The following is a 16,122-nucleotide window of genomic DNA, read 5'->3' on the forward strand; positions in this document are numbered from 1 at the left end:
ATGAAGAGAGTTATCATTAGTATTTTAATTTGTTTTCCGCTCGTTGGCATGGGACAGAAGAAGATTATCGCCCAAGCCAAGGACTATATCAAAAGCGGAAAGAACTTCGATAAGGCCGAGGTATTGATGGCAGACCTGCTGAAAGACTCTGTTTCAAGAAAGAACGAGCAGGTGTGGCTATTGCTTTTTGAGGCCCAACAGAAGCAATATGAGCAAGGAAATGAAAAACTCTACCTGAAAGAGAAGTATGATACAGCGGCCCTGTTCCTTATGGGCAGGCGAATGTTTGCAACGCTCGAAGGGCTTGATTCGCTGGAAATGATTCCCGATGCGAAGGGAAGAGTGAGGCTAAAGAATCGCGAACATAGTGCGGAAGTGCTGAACCAATATCGCCCGAATCTGTTCAACGGCGGTGTGTTCTTTCTGAAAAAGCAAGACTTTGCACATGCCTTTGATTTCTTCGACACTTATATTGCCTGTGCTTCAAAGCCGATGTTTGCCCGCTTCCGGTATGGCGAGTGGGACAAACTGATGCCACAAGCGGCTTATTGGGCCACGTATTGCGGTTATAAAATGCGGCAACCGCAACTGACTTTGCGCCATGTTTATTTGGCATTGAAGGACACTGCCCACGAAGTTTACCTGCTGCAGTATCTGGCTGAGACCTATAAACTGGAGAAAGACACGGCAAGATATGTACAGACGCTACGCGAAGGTTTCGAGAAATTTCCTACATCGCCTTTCTTTTTCCCGCATCTGATAAGCTATTACGGCCAAGAGAATGCATACGAAAAGGCATTGGAGACTTGTAACCGGGCTTTGCAGGTGGATTCTACCAATAGGATATTCCGTTTTGCCAAGGGCTCGTTGCTGCTCACAATGGGCCGCTATCAGGAGAGTTTAGACATCAATAAGGCGCTGATAGCTGACAACGACACCTTGCCCGACATTTATCTGAACGCGGGATTAGCCCTCTTTAATCAGGCCATAGAGCTGGACAAGAACGTGCAGGTGAGCCAGAAAGCGCGCAACCGGATATTGGATTTCTACCGCAAAGCCTTGCCCTATCTTGAGAAATACCGCGCTTTAGCCCCGCAACAAAAGGAGAAATGGGCCCTGCCACTCTATACCATTTACCTCAATCTGAACATGGGTAAGCAGTTTGATGAAATAGACAAGTTGCTATGAAGACAGAAAACATTATCGCGAAGCTGGGCATCCAGCTCAACGAAATGCAGCAGAAAGTAATCGAAGGTATGCTACACGGCAAGGAAAACCTGATGATTCTTTCTCCGACAGGCTCTGGAAAAACGTTGGCTTATCTGCTGCCTTTGACCGAATTGTTGGACGTCCAGTCCGATGAAGTGCAGGCTGTCGTCGTCGTTCCCGGGCGCGAATTAGCCTTGCAGTCGGCCACGGTGTTGAAGAACATGGGCAGTGGTTTGCGCGGAATGGCCTGCTATGGTGGGCGAGCCACGATGGAGGAGCACCGCAAACTGCGCGAGGTAAAGCCGCAGATTGTCTTTGCCACGCCGGGAAGATTGAACGATCATCTCGATAAAGCGAATATATTGGCTGGCAGCATTCGCTATCTTATTCTCGATGAGTTCGACAAATGCTTAGAGATGGGCTTCCATGAAGAGATGAAAGCTTTGTTGGATAAGCTCCCGAAAGAGGTGCACAGCGTGCTCCTTTCTGCTACTCCTGCCGAAGAGTTGGGCGACGCACACGTCGTTGAAAAGCATTTCCGACGGCTCGACTTCCTGCCCATTGAGGCGCAAGTCCCTGAGCGTGTATATATATATAAGGTGAAAAGTCCGCAAAAGGATAAGCTCGAAACGTTGGAAAAGCTGTTACTCTCGTTCGGCGAGCAGCGCAGCATTGTGTTCCTGAACCACAGGGAAGCCGTGGAGCGGACAGCGGAATTCCTGAGCGCAGCGGGCTTTGGTGTGAGCGTGTATCATGGTGGTATGGAGCAGAAGCAGCGTGAAGCAGCACTTTATAAGTATGCCAATGGCAGTACAAACATTCTTGTCAGCACCGATTTAGCGTCGCGTGGCTTGGATATCCCAGACATTGACAATATCGTCCACTATCATCTTCCCGAGAGCGAAGACGGCTATATCCATCGCGTCGGGCGCACTGCGCGGTGGGATAAGAGCGGGCGGGCGTTCTTTATCTTGAACGATAGCGAGGCCATTCCGGCCTATGTCGACGCTAAGGTCGAAGACTTTGTTATCCCGTACGAACTTCCTCGGCCGGCACAGCCGAAGAACGTGACGCTGTATATCGGGAAAGGCAAGCGCGACAAGGTGAGCAAGGGAGACATTGTCGGTTTCCTTTGTAAGAAAGGCGGCCTGCACGCCGACGAGATCGGGCGCATCGACGTCAACGAACGCTATTCCTATGTGGCCGTGAGTCGCCGAAAGGCGGGGCAGGTGCTGGCGCTTACCAAGGGCGAGAAGCTCAAAGGTATCAAGACTGTTGTTGAGGAAGTGCGCTAAGGTAGTGGCGAACGCATGGAATTCCAAGGAAAGTAAAGAATTTTCATGTTTATTTAAGGCCAAAAAATCGCTTTTATAACTTATTGATAATCAGTAGTATATAGCGTGCTAAAATTCGCTTATAAGAGAATTTGAAAAGAATACGCAGCAAATTTGAATTCTCTGCTATATTGTAAAGATTTATTCAATGTTTCATTTCGGCTGTCGTCGTGAGCCGACAGAGCCGGACGCAGGTCTTGTTTTCTGTGACGTGTCGGACATGTGTGCTGACATAATGAAAGAATTATGCTTAAAATAATGAATTCGTGACAAATAATTTGTTTATATGAAAATAAAAGTGTAAATTCGCAAGCGTGGAATTCAGACACAAGATGCTATAAACAACTTAAAAAAAATATCCAAATGAAGAAGTATAACTTTAATGCGGGCCCGTCAATGCTCCCTCGCGAGGTGATCGAGAACACCGCTAAGCAATTATTGGATTTCAACGGCAGCGGGCTTTCGCTGATGGAAATCAGTCATCGCGCCAAAGACTTTCAGCCCGTTGTTGATGAGTGTGTGGCCTTGTTCAAGGAGTTGCTCGATATTCCTGCGGGCTATTCGGTCATCTTTTTGGGCGGCGGCGCGTCGTTGCAGTTCATGCAAATACCCGCCAACTTCCTTGTTAAGAAAGCGGCTTACGTGAATTCGGGCGTGTGGGCTAAGAAGGCTATGAAAGAAGCCAAGCTCTTCGGCGAGGTCGTCGAGGTGGCTTCGTCTGCCGATGGCGGCTATACTTCCTATCCGAAAGGCTTCGAGGCGAACGTCCCGGCTGATGCCGACTATCTGCATGTTTGTACCAACAACACGATTTACGGTACCGAGTGCCGCAAGGACTTTGATGTGAAAGTTCCGTTGGTTGCCGACATGAGCTCGGATATTATGAGTAGGCCCGTAGATGTGGCCAAATACAATGCCATCTACGCCGGAGCACAGAAGAACCTCGCCATGGCTGGCGTGACGGTTATCATCGTGAAGGACGATGCCTTGGGCAAAGCACCGCGCGAACTGCCCACGATGCTTGATTACCGCACGCATGTGGAGAAGGGTTCTATGTTCAATACGCCTCCCGTTGTGCCCATTTATTCGATGTTGGAGAACCTGCGTTGGCTGAAAAAGAATGGAGGTGTGGAGGCTGCTGATAAGCGGGCACATGAGCGCGCAGCGGCACTTTATGCCGAAATCGACCGCAATAAGCTCTTTAAAGGTACGGTTGAAGAGGCTTCACGCTCGGTGATGAACCTCTGTTTCGTGATGAATGAGGACTATGCAGAGCTTGAAAAGCCGTTCTTGGACTTTGCTACCGAGCGCGGAATAGTAGGCATCAAAGGGCATCGCTCCGTGGGTGGCTTCCGTGCAAGCTGCTACAACGCACAGACCATGGAGGGTGTGAACGCGCTCATTCAGGCAATGAAAGACTTTGAAGCTAAACATTAAAAGACGAAATGACGATGAAAGTATTAGTCGCTACAGAGAAACCTTTTGCTGCCGAGGCTGTAGAAGGAATCAAAAAAGAAGTGGAAGCTGCGGGACACGAGTTGGTTCTGCTTGAAAAATATACAGAGAAAGCGCAGTTGCTCGCTGCCGTTAAGGATGCAGACGCTTTGATTGTCCGCTCGGACAAGGTGGATTCCGAGGTGTTTGATGCTGCAAAGCAGTTGAAAATAGTGGTTCGTGCCGGTGCAGGCTATGATAATATCGACCTTGCCGCTGCCACTGCACATCATGTCGTGGCGGAAAACACACCGGGACAAAACTCGAATGCCGTTGCCGAACTGGTATTTGGATTGCTTGTGTTTGCCGTTCGCAACTTCTATAATGGCAAGTCGGGCAGTGAACTAAAGGGGAAACGTCTCGGCATTCTGGCCTTTGGAAACGTCGGACGCAACGTGGCTCGCATCGCAAAAGGCTTCGGAATGGAAGTCTGTGCCTATGATGCTTTCTGCCCGACCGCCGCAATCGAGACCGCTGGTGTACGGGCCTGCGCAAGTGTGGACGAGCTTTTCCGGAGCAGTGATATCGTTAGTTTGCACATTCCGGCAACGCCTGAGACCCTCAAGAGCATCGACTATCGCACGGTGAATCTGCTGCCAAAGGGCGGTATTCTTATCAATACGGCCCGCAAAGAAGTTATCAACGAACCCGAATTGCTGAAACTTCTTGCCGAAAGAACCGATTTGAAATACATCACAGACATTAAACCCGATGCCGATGTTGACTTCCAACAGTTTGAAGGCCGCTATTTTTCTACGCCCAAAAAAATGGGTGCACAGACTGCCGAAGCCAATATCAATGCCGGTATTGCGGCAGCCAAGCAGATTAATACATTCTTTGCCGACGGTTGCACGACGTATCAAGTGAACAAATAAAACCGGCTATTCGGAACCTTCCAAGCCACCTGTCTTGTCACAGTCGGCTTGGAAGTTTTTTGTTTCAGCCTGTTTAATCCCATTTTTATCATGCCGAAAATCAAACCTTTCAGGGGATTGCGCCCCCCAAAAGCACTCGTCGAGGCGGTCGAGTGCCGACCTTACGACGTGTTGAGCTCTGAAGAGGCACGCGAGGAGGCCGGAACCAATGAGAAAAGCCTGTATCATATCATCAAACCCGAAATCAATTTCCCCGTTGGAACCAGTGAATACGACCCTCGTGTCTATGAAAGTGCTACCGAGAACTTTGCGAAATTCCAACGCAACGGCTGGCTCGTGCAGGACGAAAAGGAGCAGTATTACCTCTATGCACAGACGATGAACGGCAAGACGCAATACGGTCTTGTCGTCGGAGCAAGCGTAGATGATTACATGAATGGGGTTATCAAGAAGCACGAACTGACGCGGCGTGACAAAGAGGAAGACCGAATGAAGCATGTGAGGGCCTGCAATGCCAATATTGAACCCGTCTTTTTTGCCTATCCCGACAATGAAGTTCTGAACAAACTGATTGCGCGTTACGCCCAAACCACACCTGAATATGATTTCATTGCGCCGATAGACGGCTTTCGTCATCGCTTTTGGGTCATCGGTAATGATGTGGATATAGCGACAATCACGGCCGAATTTGCCCGTATGCCCGCTCTTTATATTGCCGACGGACACCACCGTTCGGCCGCAGCCGCATTGGTAGGGGCAGAGAAAGCCAAGCAAAATCCGCAGCATACCGGCACAGAAGCCTACAATTACTTCATGGCCGTGTGCTTCCCGGCCGGCCAGTTGACCATCTTGGATTACAACCGTGTGGTGAAAGACCTCAATGGATTGTCATCAGAAGCGTTTCTGCATGCACTCGAAAAGCACTTTTTGGTGGTGCCGAAAGGGGCCGAAGACTATCGCCCCCGCCAGCTTCATGAGTTCTCACTCTATATAGATAAGCAGTGGTACAGCCTGAAAGCGAAGCTCGGAACCTATGATGACAGCGACCCCATCGGCGTCTTGGACGTAGACATCTCCAGCAGATTGATTCTCGATGAACTGCTCGGTATTAAGGACTTGCGGTCAGACAAGCGCATCGACTTCGTGGGTGGACTGCGCGGTTTGCAGGAACTTCGCCGTCGAGTAGACAGCGGTGAGATGCGAATGGCATTGGCACTCTATCCCGTCAGCATGCAACAAATCATGGATATTGCCGACAGTGGGAAGATCATGCCGCCCAAAGCCACGTGGTTTGAGCCTAAACTGCGCAGCGGTTTGGTCATACATCAATTGCAATAATGGCGGAAGATCAGTATAAAACCATTTCTGAAGACGGCTTCGGCGAGGGATTTTACAGTGAGAAACGAAGTAAATTCCTCGCTTTTGCGCATCATGTTACGTCTGTAGACGAGGTGAAAACCCTTCTTGCTTCCTACAGAAAGAAGTATTATGATGCCCGTCATTGCTGCTATGCCTACGTACTTGGGCCCAAACGGTCGGTATTTCGCGCCAATGATGACGGCGAACCGAGTTCCACAGCAGGTAAACCTATCTTGGGACAAATCAACAGTTGCGGGCTTACCGACGTCCTTATCGTCGTCGTTCGCTATTATGGTGGCGTGAATTTAGGCACAGGTGGGCTGATAATTGCTTATAAAACGGCAGCGTCTGATGCCCTTGCACATGCCACAATAGAGCTGCGGCAAGTGGAAGAAATCGTTACGTTTGATTTCAGTTATCCAATGATGAACGAGGTGATGCACGTCGTGAAAGAGATGCAGGCACGCATCATCAGTCAGCAATTTGACAATACATGCAGCATTACTTTGCGCATTCGAAAGGGCGAAGCCGACCAGTTGAGGAGCCGATTGAACAAGCTTTCGTTCCAATAACAAATGTATAATGTCTGTTAAATCGCTGTTTTCCGTTTGCATATCATGTGTGTCTTTCATCTTTTTTTATTACTTTTGCAAAGCATTTCAGGAAGATTGGCAGAGTGACCGAATGCGCTGGACTCGAAATCCGGTATACGCTTTCCGCGTATCGGGGGTTTGAATCCCTCATCTTCCGCTTCTTGGGTGAGTGTTATCGTTGTGGGGGCTTGTCTCCTGCAACGATTTTCCATTTTAAAGGCGTTTGATTGCGAGCGGAGTATCAGTGAAATCGGCGATGTAGGGACGCGCGGCAATCCACTTATCCACCCGTTTACTTGTCAACAGTCAACTATAATGTGAGCGGACGCACGAGCCGTGCGTCCCTACATGCATTCGATTGAGCTTCAACGACTTATACCTCGCGTTCTAATCTCAGCTATTTTATCGTGTAATATGGTTGAGATTAGCGTGCAATATGGCTGATATTGCACACTAATATAGCTGAAACAAGAATGCGATTCTATTTTAATGGTCAGATAGAGGCAGTTTGCTTCAAAAACGAAAGTCGTTTTTCAGACAATAAGTTTTTGCAATATCTACTTGTTGCCTTCACTTTCTTCGGGGGCTTTCCTCGCCTGATGGCGTATCTTCCAACCGCTCCAAAGGCACCAGATGATGCCCATTCCGATGATGAAAATGTAGAGTAGGGTACCCGACCCGAGGAAGGTATAGATGCGTCCCGTGTGGATTTCGAGGCAAACATTGCGCAGCGACATCGGCAACGTTCGCATTTCTGGGGGCATGTTCAGGCCAGGACAGCCGTCATTATAGTCCGCAATGCGTTCGTGTTCGCCAAAATCATTGGTGTAACCTGCTATGGCATGCGTTCCGAAAGGCATACCGTTGTTTGGCAAGGCGGGTGCATGAGTGTAGTAATCGGCAATGATATCGGTCGTTCGGTCCCAAATATACATGCCGCTGAACGAGCCTATCAGCCAATAACCGTTGGTATCTTGCGTCTCGACATTGATGCCCATGACGCTCACGGGAGGCTGAACAGGCACGGATTGTGGGGCAGATTGCAGTGTCTGAAGCACATAAAATCCGTCGGAACTGTAGAGCAACCAGTCGCCTTTCACGGCATCATAGCGGAGCGAACGCAGCCGGTCGGTCCAGCTATTTGGGTTGTCTAAGGTCGAAAAAGGCAGGGGCGGAACCCTTCCCGAGGCGATGGCAAGCAGCGCGGGAGGGCGTAACAGCCAGCCCGTGAGGCAGAGAAAGAGCGTGAAGACAAGGCTTATCTTCCCTATTTTGTCGTGCCATTCGGACAGAAACCGCCTCCATCGGGATTTGTTTTGGTGGGGCAGCAGCCAATAAGCAATGCCCGTGACGCAGAGGAACAGGAGAACAAGGACGATGAAGTCGACAAACAAGATGCCGACCGTGCCGAAAATCGCACCGCTATGCAGCAGCCATACCGTGCGAAAGAGTGAAACTTTGCCGTCGGAATGGCTTGCCGGGCGCAGCATGATGCGCCGGAACAGGCGGTAGGGTGGGGTGGCGAGATAGACGAACGAGCGGCTTGTGACAATCAACGAGTCGCCTTTAGCGGTGATATCGCATAGCTTTTCGTCCTCATCTTTGGGCAGACTGATGTGCGTCCAGCGTTGCCCCGTGCGTTCATAAAGTCCGTATTGGCCCGCGGCGAACAGTCTGTTGCCCGGCAATAGGGCCAAGCCTCGAATGTTTCTGTGGTCTGTGCCCGACGGAAACCCTTGGTTGTCGTCCTTGAAAGTCGTTGCCGTGCTGTCCGTCAGCCATATTCCGTTGTTACCATAAAGCATGATGTGGTCGTTCCATTTGAGGCTTCCTCGGAGCAAACCTTGGTTCCATTGATGGTATTGATAGCTTGCGGGAAGGTACTTCCTGCTCACATTGAGGGCGGAAAATAGGGTGGGATGATTGAGAACAAGCCCCGAAAGGCAGAACATCAACAAGAAGAAGCCGAGGACAATGCCCAGCCATTTATGATGTTTGTGCCATGTTGATTTCTTCATGATTGCCGATATACTGTTTCATTGTGCTGCAAAATTACGATATTTCCCTAACATATCCGCATGCTTCGCCCATGATTTTGCTGTCCAGTATGCCTTATTTCGGTATGCAAGACGAGTGGAGGGAGATTGAAATACAGGCCAAATGAAAGCGGATAGAAGCCCGTTTCGGTTTCTATCCGCTTGTCGATGGGGTGCTGAATACTGGGCTTAGACGATGCCCTGCGCCATCATTGCCTTGGCAACTTTCAGAAAACCGGCAACGTTGGCCCCCTTCACATAGTTGATATAGCCATCGGCTTCGGTGCCGTATTTCACGCAGTTGGCATGAATATCGTCCATGATGTTGCGGAGTTTGTTGTCAACTTCTTCACGACTCCACTTCAACCGCTCCGAGTTCTGGCTCATTTCGAGTCCCGAAACGGCCACACCTCCGGCATTGGAAGCCTTACCCGGGCAATAAAGTATCTTGGCATCTTGGAACACTTTCGTTGCTTCGGGCGTGGTAGGCATGTTGGCTCCCTCGGTGACGGCAATCACTCCGTTGGCCACGAGTGCCTTTGCAGCCTCTTCATTGATTTCGTTCTGCGTGGCACATGGCGTGGCGATGTCGGCCTTTTCAAACCAAGGCTTAGCTCCTTCGACGTATTTAACACCGTATTTCTCGGCATATTCTCTGATACGTCCACGCTCCACGTTCTTCAATTCCATGATGTAAGCGAGCTTTTCCTCATCGATTCCGTCTGGATCGTAGATGTAACCGTCGGAGTCGGAGCATGTAAGCGGTTTCGCACCCAGCTGAAGCAGTTTCTCAATCGTGTATTGTGCCACGTTTCCTGCACCTGAAACGAGCACCGTTTTGCCTTTCAGGTCGATGTTGCGTGTCTTGAGCATGTTCTCAAGAAAGTAGACATTGCCGTATCCCGTGGCCTCGGGACGAATCAAAGAACCGCCGAACTCTTGGCCTTTACCTGTGAGAATGCCCACGAATTGATGCGTCAGTTTCTTGTATTGTCCGAAGAGATAGCCCACTTCGCGGCCGCCGACACCGATGTCTCCGGCCGGAACATCTTCGTCAGGGCCGATGTGTCGGTAGAGTTCATTCATAAAAGCCTGACAGAAACGCATGACTTCTGCATTGCTTTTTCCACGGGGTGAGAAGTCGGAACCGCCCTTTGCGCCTCCCATGGGGAGTGTTGTCAGCGAGTTCTTGAAGGTCTGTTCGAAGGCAAGGAACTTCAAAATAGAAAGATTCACCGACCGGTGGAAACGCAGTCCGCCTTTATATGGGCCGATAACATTGTTGTGTTGGATACGGTAGCCCATGTTGGTTTGCACATTGCCTTTGTCGTCTACCCATGTGACACGGAACTCAATGAGTCGGTCGGGAATGCAAAGACGCTCGATAAGATTGCTCTTCTCGAACTCCGGATGCTTGTCATACTCCTCTTCAATGGTGGCGAGTACCTGACTGACAGCCTGGATATACTCCGGCTCATTAGGGAATCTGCTTCTCAGCTTTTCAATAACTTCTGCTGCTTTCATCATCTTTTTCCTTTTAATTGATTAAGTAAATATCGTTCTTTTTATTTGGTTGCAAAGTTACATGTTTTTGATTAAAATGCAAACAAATAGTAAGTTTTTTATTCATAATAGTAGAAAATAGTTAGTTTTTCGTACTTTTGATGTCTTTTAGATAGTCGTATGGATTGCAGATTAACAAGTGTAAAAAAGGAAACGACTCGTTTAAGAGCCGTTAAAGTGTTAAATCAAATAGTTAAAATCGAATAAAGAATTAATGGTTTTCATGTATATTCTTGGTTTTACTTTTATATTTGCAACCAATTACTTGCAGAAGTAAGAAGTTGAAACTTGAAATATAAACTAACAGAATAGGATTATGAAAATGTATGGTAAGTATGTTTTTAGTGCCATGTGCATAGCTGCACTTGGCCTTTCTGCCGGAGCTTTCATCAAAGCGAATGCGACTCCGGCCATCGAATCCGTTGCCGCAGGGCAGCCGGTAGACCTGACTTATGCTGCGGAGAAGGCACTCCCCGCAGTGGTTCATATCAAGTATGTGCAGAATTCCAAGGTGCAAACGGTGGAAGTAGAGGAAGACCCGTTCAGCGACTTCTTCGGTCCGTTCGGCTTCTTCGGCAATCCCGACCGCGGAAACGGCGGAACGCAGAAGCGCAGAGTGCAGACCCCGAAGAAAGAAGCCACGGGAAGCGGCGTAATCATCAGCCCCGACGGCTACATCGTGACCAACAATCATGTGGTGAACGGTGCCGATGAACTGACGGTTACGTTGAACGACAACCGCGAGTTCTCTGCCCGCATCATCGGAACCGACCCCAATACCGACCTTGCACTAATAAAAGTGAACGGCAAGAACCTGCCGACGCTGCCCATCGGCGACAGCGACAACCTGAAAGTAGGCGAATGGGTGCTCGCAGTGGGCAATCCTTACAACCTCAGTTCAACGGTAACGGCAGGCATCGTCAGCGCAAAGGCCCGTTCCATGGGCGGAGAAGGCACCAACGGACCGCAGATATCGAGCTTCATACAAACCGACGCAGCCATCAATCCAGGAAACTCCGGCGGCGCATTGGTCAATGTCAAGGGCGAACTCGTGGGCATCAATGCCATGCTCTACTCGCAGACGGGCTCATACAGCGGCTACGGCTTTGCCATTCCAACCACCATCATGAACAAAGTGGTGGACGACCTCAAGCAATACGGCACCGTGCAGCGTGCTGTGCTGGGCATCAAGGGAGGCGACGTGCTGAACTACATCAACGCACAGAAGGAAGACAACAAGACGGTTGACCTCGGAACGAACGAAGGCGTCTACGTGGCCGAGGTGGTCGAAGGCAGCTCTGCCTCGGCAGCCGGCATCGTCAAGGGCGACGTTATCGTCGAGGCCGACGGCAAGAAAATCACGAAGATGGCCGAACTGCAGGAACTACTCTCCAAGAAACGGCCGGGCGAGCAAGTCACGCTGACCTATTTCCACAACAAGGCAAAGAAGAGCAAGACCGTCACCTTGAAGAACGCGCAAGGCAACACGAAGGTCATCAAGACGGCCGACCTCGACGTGCTCGGCGCAAGCTTCCGCCCCATAACGGAGCAACAGAAGAAGGAATACGACTTGGGCTTCGGACTCGAAGTGACCAAAGTGGGCAAGGGAGCCATCAAAGACGGCGGCATCGGACAAGGATTCATCATGCAATATGCCAACGACACGCCGCTGAAGAGCATCTCAGACCTGCAGGAGCTCGTGAAGAGCGTATCGACGAGCAAAGATCCCGTGCTGATTATCAAAGGCGTTTGGCCGACGGGAAAACGAGACTATAAGGTAGTTAAAGTATCAGAATAACCGCAGATGATTGATTCGAGGGGGCAGGTAGCGATACCTGCCCTCTTTTGTTGTCGGATAACGTCCATCTCTGTGCGCTCCCGCATAGAGGTTTTCTCTTATTCCCTATGTAGATGCCACGTCTTTTACATAGGGAATTCTCCTCGCCTGATAGTAGGATAGCTGGTTTCCCGCCATGGTGGGAATAGCGTCCCGCCATGGCGGGAATAATGTCCCACCGTGGCGGGAATGTTTTCCCACCGTGGCGGGAAGCCCGATATCCTTATAGCAAAGCGCATGGAGATACGCTTTGCTGGGCGACTACTGCTTAAGGAAGAGTGAGGATAGTTATGGAAGTGGAACGGGCGGACAGGCTTTGCCGAGCGGCTACAGCTTAAAGCGGTTGTGATGTTTGGCACGCGAGGGCTTCATGTTGCCGAAACCGTCGCCGAAGCCCTTGAAGCTGCCGCCCATCGTGCCGGTGCTTCCGCCATGCGTAAAGCCGCGGTATTGCGCCCAGCGGTCGATGATGCGGTTGACATAGTTGACGGTCTCGCTGCCCCGCATGTAGCCGTATTTCACGACGGGGTCGTTGTAGTAGGCAGGGGTGCTCAGGCGCAACACATACTCCCTGACGTCGCTCCAGCGGTTGGGGTTCCGGCCTTGCTTGCGCGCCAAGGCCATGGCGTCGCGAATGTGGAAGAAGCCTCCGTTGTAGCTTGCCAGCACGTAACAGCACCTTTCGATGGGGTTGCCAACGTCGGAGAACCGGTCTGACAGTTCGCGGATATATTTGGCTGCGGCGGCGATGTTGCGCTCGGGGTTGTACAGGTCTTCGCGGGGAAGCCCCAAGTGGTCAGCCGTCCGGGGCATGATTTGCATCAGTCCGCAGGCTCCGGCCCACGAGTGTGCCTGTGGGTCGAAGGTCGACTCCTGATAGCATTGTGCAGCCATGAGTCGCCAATCCCAGCCGGCAAGTGGGGCATACTGCTTGAAGTGAATGTCCCAGCGCGAGATGATGCCGCCCGAGCGGTCGAGCATCGGCGAGTAGACGTGGCGCGTCACGCTGCGTGTGGACAAAAGGAAGGCCTCTTCTTTCTTCAGCTCGGCAATCATGCGGGGGCGGAACCAGCTGTTCAGCGAGTCGGCCAGTTCTTCGTTGTGCTGTCTGACGGCCCATTGTGCGTGCTGTGCTTCCATCTTTGCGCCGCAGTATTCGATGTGCTTATAGCCACGTGGCAGCGGAAAGGCTATCAGGTCGCCATCGCCGGCAAGCAAGCGGCGCACGAGCTCGAGCGTGTCTCTGCAGACTTCTACACGGAGCGAAACGCCCAGCTTCTCGGCGAACTTCTCGGCCAGCATGTATTGCAGTCCCATTCCGCGTCCTCTGTAGTCATAATAGGTCTCGGGCCCCGACATCGTGAGCACGATGAGCTCGCCGTTGCTCTGAATGTCTGTCAGCGTGAAGCCGCCTTGCTTGGGCAAGGAGTCTTCGCTGCCGACTTCCTCTCCCCAAGGCGTCAGCACCTTTTCTTTCTTTCCGTTGCATGATGCCAGCATTGCCACCGTCAGCAGGCCCGCCGTCAACCCAATCAATAAATAGCGCATAAACGTTGATGCTTTCTTATAATATATAAGGAATAAGCCCCTATGGGGCACAAAATTACAACATTATTTGCAAATATCTTTAGAAAAGCGTACTTTTGCATCGTATTTTTCATTCAATCACGACGCAACATGTTACGTATTGCTATACAATCAAAAGGTCGTCTCTATGACGACACGATGCATCTGCTGGCCGAGGCCGACATCAAAGTAAATGCCAACAAGCGTAGCCTTTTGGTGCAGGCTTCCAACTTTCCGCTCGAAATCCTTTATCTCAGAGACGATGATATTCCGCAAAGCGTGGCAAGCGGTGTGGCCGATATCGGTATTGTGGGTGAGAACGAGTTCATGGAGCGTGACGAGAACGCTCAAATCATTGACCGGCTCGGCTTCAGCAAGTGTCGTTTGTCTTTAGCCATTCCGAAAGATGTGAGCTATCCGGGGCTCAGTTGGTTCAATGGCCGGAAGATAGCCACCTCTTATCCCGTCATTCTCTCGAAGTTTATGAAGAAGAACGGCATCAATGCCGACATTCATGTCATCACGGGTAGTGTGGAGATTAGTCCGGGTATAGGATTGGCCGACGCCATCTTTGATATTGTCAGTTCGGGCAGCACGTTGGTGAGCAATAATCTGCGCGAAGTGGAGGTGGTTACCAAGAGCGAGGCCGTACTGATAGCCAATTGGCAACTGGACGAAGATAAGCATAAGATACTTAACGAGATGTTGTTCCGCTTCGGGGCTGTGCGCTCGGCGCAAGACAAGAAGTATGTCATGATGAATGCGCCCAAGAGCAACATCAAAGCCATCACCGAAGTGCTCCCGGGCATCAAGAGTCCAACGATTATTCCGCTCGCCGATGAAGCATGGTGCTCCATTCATACGGTTCTCGATGAAAAAAGCTTCTGGGAGATTATCGGCAAACTGAAAGAGTTGGGTGCGCAGGGAATCTTGGTTACGCCTATTGAAAAGATGATTCTATAAGCATGAATATCATTAAATATCCGGCACGTGCCGAGTGGGGCGACCTTGTGAAGCGTCCGCAACTCGACGTCTCGCAGCTCAATGCTGTCGTGGCAGAAGTGCTGGCCCATGTCAAGGAGCATGGCGACGCGGCCGTGAAAGGCTATGAGCAGCAGTTCGACCATGCTGTTTTGCAAGACCTCGCCGTCAGTAAAGCAGAAATGGATGCGGCCGAGACACTCGTCTCGTCTGAACTGAAGGAAGCCTTGGCGTTGGCTCATCGCAATATCGCAAAGTTTCATCGGGCACAGCAGTTTGAAAGCACTAAGGTTGAAACCTCACGCGGTGTCACCTGTTGGCAAAAGAGCGTGCCCATCGAGAAAGTGGGGTTGTATATCCCCGGCGGAACGGCTCCCCTCTTCTCAACGGTGCTGATGTTGGCCACCCCCGCAAAGATTGCAGGCTGCAAGGAGATTGTGCTTTGCACGCCACCCGATAGCCACGGCAGGGTGAACCCGGCCATTCTGATGGCTGCAAAGATTGCCGGCGTTGACAAGATATTCAAGATTGGAGGCGTGCAGGCCATCGGAGCCATGGCCTATGGTACGGAGAGCGTGCCGAAAGTCTATAAGATATTCGGGCCGGGCAACCAATATGTCATGGCGGCCAAGCAACAGGTGAGCTTGCATGATGTTGCTATCGATATGCCTGCAGGCCCGTCGGAGGTGTGCGTCATCGCCGACGACACGTGCAATCCCGCATACGTTGCGGCCGACCTTCTCTCGCAGGCCGAGCACGGCACCGACTCACAAGTGCTTTTGATTGCCACTTCGGAAGAGGCTTTGCTGGCCATCGAAAGCGAAACCGACAAGCAATTGCAACGGCTGCCCCGCAAGGATATGGCCGAAAAGACGTTGGAACATTCACGGTTCGTCTTGGTGCACGACACTGATGAGGCCATGGCCTTGAGCAATGCCTACGCACCCGAGCATCTCATCCTTGCTGTCGAAGATGCCGAAAACCTTTCAAAACAAGTCACGAATGCGGGCAGTGTCTTTTTGGGAAACTATGCCTGCGAGAGTGCAGGCGATTATGCCAGCGGAACCAACCACACCCTGCCAACGCACGGCCATGCAACGGCATACAGCGGCGTGAATCTTGACAGCTATAATCGCAAGATTACCTTCCAGCACCTGACGCGTGAAGGCGTCCGGAGCATCGGAAAGGCCGTGGTGTGCATGGCCGAGAACGAACAGTTGGAGGCCCATGCCAACGCGATGCGCATCAGAATCAATGACACCAACCCCTAAAGCA

Annotated in this window: 12 protein-coding genes and 1 tRNA gene; 10 read left to right on the forward strand and 3 right to left on the reverse strand. The window is 51.0% G+C overall.

Annotation, left to right across the window (positions count from 1 at the left end; genetic code table 11):
- The 7 genes from H164_RS0104110 to H164_RS0104140 all read left to right on the forward strand — a co-directional run bounded on the left by H164_RS0104110 (window position 1) and on the right by H164_RS0104140 (window position 7,021).
- Entirely contained in the window at window positions 1-1,188 is a 1,188-nt protein-coding gene (locus tag H164_RS0104110) for a tetratricopeptide repeat protein (RefSeq protein ID WP_026356231.1), read from the forward strand.
- Window positions 1,185-2,504, forward strand: coding sequence for a DEAD/DEAH box helicase (locus tag H164_RS0104115; RefSeq protein WP_019967445.1), 1,320 nt, complete (start codon window positions 1,185-1,187; stop codon window positions 2,502-2,504). Before H164_RS0104110 ends, H164_RS0104115 begins: the two co-directional genes overlap by 4 nt.
- Window positions 2,505-2,906: 402 nt before the next feature.
- The gene (serC, locus tag H164_RS0104120) at window positions 2,907-3,980 is read left to right on the forward strand and encodes a 3-phosphoserine/phosphohydroxythreonine transaminase (protein WP_019967446.1); all 1,074 of its coding nucleotides are present in this window, start codon (window positions 2,907-2,909) and stop codon (window positions 3,978-3,980) included.
- 14 nt (window positions 3,981-3,994) lie between these two features.
- On the forward strand, window positions 3,995-4,912 hold the full coding sequence (locus H164_RS0104125) for an NAD(P)-dependent oxidoreductase (RefSeq protein ID WP_025830245.1): 918 nt from the start codon (window positions 3,995-3,997) through the stop codon (window positions 4,910-4,912).
- Window positions 4,913-5,002: 90 nt separating this feature from the next.
- Window positions 5,003-6,250, forward strand: a complete 1,248-nt coding sequence (locus H164_RS0104130) for a DUF1015 domain-containing protein (protein ID WP_019967448.1) — start codon at window positions 5,003-5,005, stop codon at window positions 6,248-6,250.
- Window positions 6,250-6,843, forward strand: a complete 594-nt coding sequence (locus H164_RS0104135) for an IMPACT family protein (protein ID WP_019967449.1) — start codon at window positions 6,250-6,252, stop codon at window positions 6,841-6,843. The genes H164_RS0104130 and H164_RS0104135 overlap by 1 nt, the downstream gene beginning before the upstream one ends.
- 90 nt (window positions 6,844-6,933) lie before the next feature.
- Window positions 6,934-7,021, forward strand: a tRNA-Ser gene (locus tag H164_RS0104140).
- A gap of 400 nt (window positions 7,022-7,421) precedes the next feature.
- Here H164_RS0104140 and H164_RS0104145 read toward each other — a convergent pair.
- Both H164_RS0104145 and H164_RS0104150 read right to left on the reverse strand, forming a co-directional pair.
- Window positions 7,422-8,882: a PepSY domain-containing protein gene (locus tag H164_RS0104145; RefSeq protein WP_019967450.1), complete on the reverse strand. Its 1,461-nt coding sequence runs from the start codon at window positions 8,880-8,882 to the stop codon at window positions 7,422-7,424.
- 207 nt (window positions 8,883-9,089) lie between these two features.
- A complete protein-coding gene (locus tag H164_RS0104150; protein ID WP_025830244.1) occupies window positions 9,090-10,424 on the reverse strand; it encodes an NADP-specific glutamate dehydrogenase in 1,335 nt (444 codons plus the stop codon).
- Window positions 10,425-10,779: 355 nt separating this feature from the next.
- Between H164_RS0104150 and H164_RS0104155 the strand changes: the two genes are divergently transcribed.
- Window positions 10,780-12,261 carry a Do family serine endopeptidase gene (locus H164_RS0104155; protein ID WP_025830243.1) on the forward strand — a complete coding sequence of 494 codons (1,482 nt, stop codon included), beginning with the start codon at window positions 10,780-10,782 and terminating at the stop codon, window positions 12,259-12,261.
- A 366-nt stretch (window positions 12,262-12,627) separates the two neighbouring features.
- Here H164_RS0104155 and H164_RS0104160 read toward each other — a convergent pair whose 3' ends face one another.
- Window positions 12,628-13,848 carry an MltF family protein gene (locus H164_RS0104160; protein WP_019967453.1) on the reverse strand — a complete coding sequence of 407 codons (1,221 nt, stop codon included), beginning with the start codon at window positions 13,846-13,848 and terminating at the stop codon, window positions 12,628-12,630.
- Window positions 13,849-13,977: 129 nt separating this feature from the next.
- Between H164_RS0104160 and hisG the strand changes: the two genes are divergently transcribed.
- On the forward strand, window positions 13,978-14,829 hold the full coding sequence (hisG, locus tag H164_RS0104165; RefSeq protein WP_019967454.1) for an ATP phosphoribosyltransferase: 852 nt from the start codon (window positions 13,978-13,980) through the stop codon (window positions 14,827-14,829).
- 2 nt (window positions 14,830-14,831) lie between these two features.
- Complete coding sequence (gene hisD, locus H164_RS0104170) at window positions 14,832-16,118, forward strand: histidinol dehydrogenase (RefSeq protein ID WP_019967455.1); 1,287 nt, start codon at window positions 14,832-14,834, stop codon at window positions 16,116-16,118.
- Window positions 16,119-16,122: the final 4 nt, after the last annotated feature.

Source organism: Segatella maculosa DSM 19339 = JCM 15638 (genome assembly GCF_000382385.1).
Lineage (GTDB): Bacteria > Bacteroidota > Bacteroidia > Bacteroidales > Bacteroidaceae > Prevotella > Prevotella maculosa.

What these genes read in the sequence shown, in the direction of transcription:
- H164_RS0104110 (WP_026356231.1), top strand. Translation starts at nt 1, where the DNA reads ATGAAGAGAGTTATCATTAGTATTTTAATTTGTTTTCCGCTCGTTGGC.
- H164_RS0104115 (WP_019967445.1), top strand. Translation starts at nt 1,185, where the DNA reads ATGAAGACAGAAAACATTATCGCGAAGCTGGGCATCCAGCTCAACGAA.
- serC (WP_019967446.1), top strand. Translation starts at nt 2,907, where the DNA reads ATGAAGAAGTATAACTTTAATGCGGGCCCGTCAATGCTCCCTCGCGAG.
- H164_RS0104125 (WP_025830245.1), top strand. Translation starts at nt 3,995, where the DNA reads ATGAAAGTATTAGTCGCTACAGAGAAACCTTTTGCTGCCGAGGCTGTA.
- H164_RS0104130 (WP_019967448.1), top strand. Translation starts at nt 5,003, where the DNA reads ATGCCGAAAATCAAACCTTTCAGGGGATTGCGCCCCCCAAAAGCACTC.
- H164_RS0104135 (WP_019967449.1), top strand. Translation starts at nt 6,250, where the DNA reads ATGGCGGAAGATCAGTATAAAACCATTTCTGAAGACGGCTTCGGCGAG.
- H164_RS0104145 (WP_019967450.1), bottom strand. Translation starts at nt 8,882, where the DNA reads ATGAAGAAATCAACATGGCACAAACATCATAAATGGCTGGGCATTGTC.
- H164_RS0104150 (WP_025830244.1), bottom strand. Translation starts at nt 10,424, where the DNA reads ATGAAAGCAGCAGAAGTTATTGAAAAGCTGAGAAGCAGATTCCCTAAT.
- H164_RS0104155 (WP_025830243.1), top strand. Translation starts at nt 10,780, where the DNA reads ATGAAAATGTATGGTAAGTATGTTTTTAGTGCCATGTGCATAGCTGCA.
- H164_RS0104160 (WP_019967453.1), bottom strand. Translation starts at nt 13,848, where the DNA reads ATGCGCTATTTATTGATTGGGTTGACGGCGGGCCTGCTGACGGTGGCA.
- hisG (WP_019967454.1), top strand. Translation starts at nt 13,978, where the DNA reads ATGTTACGTATTGCTATACAATCAAAAGGTCGTCTCTATGACGACACG.
- hisD (WP_019967455.1), top strand. Translation starts at nt 14,832, where the DNA reads ATGAATATCATTAAATATCCGGCACGTGCCGAGTGGGGCGACCTTGTG.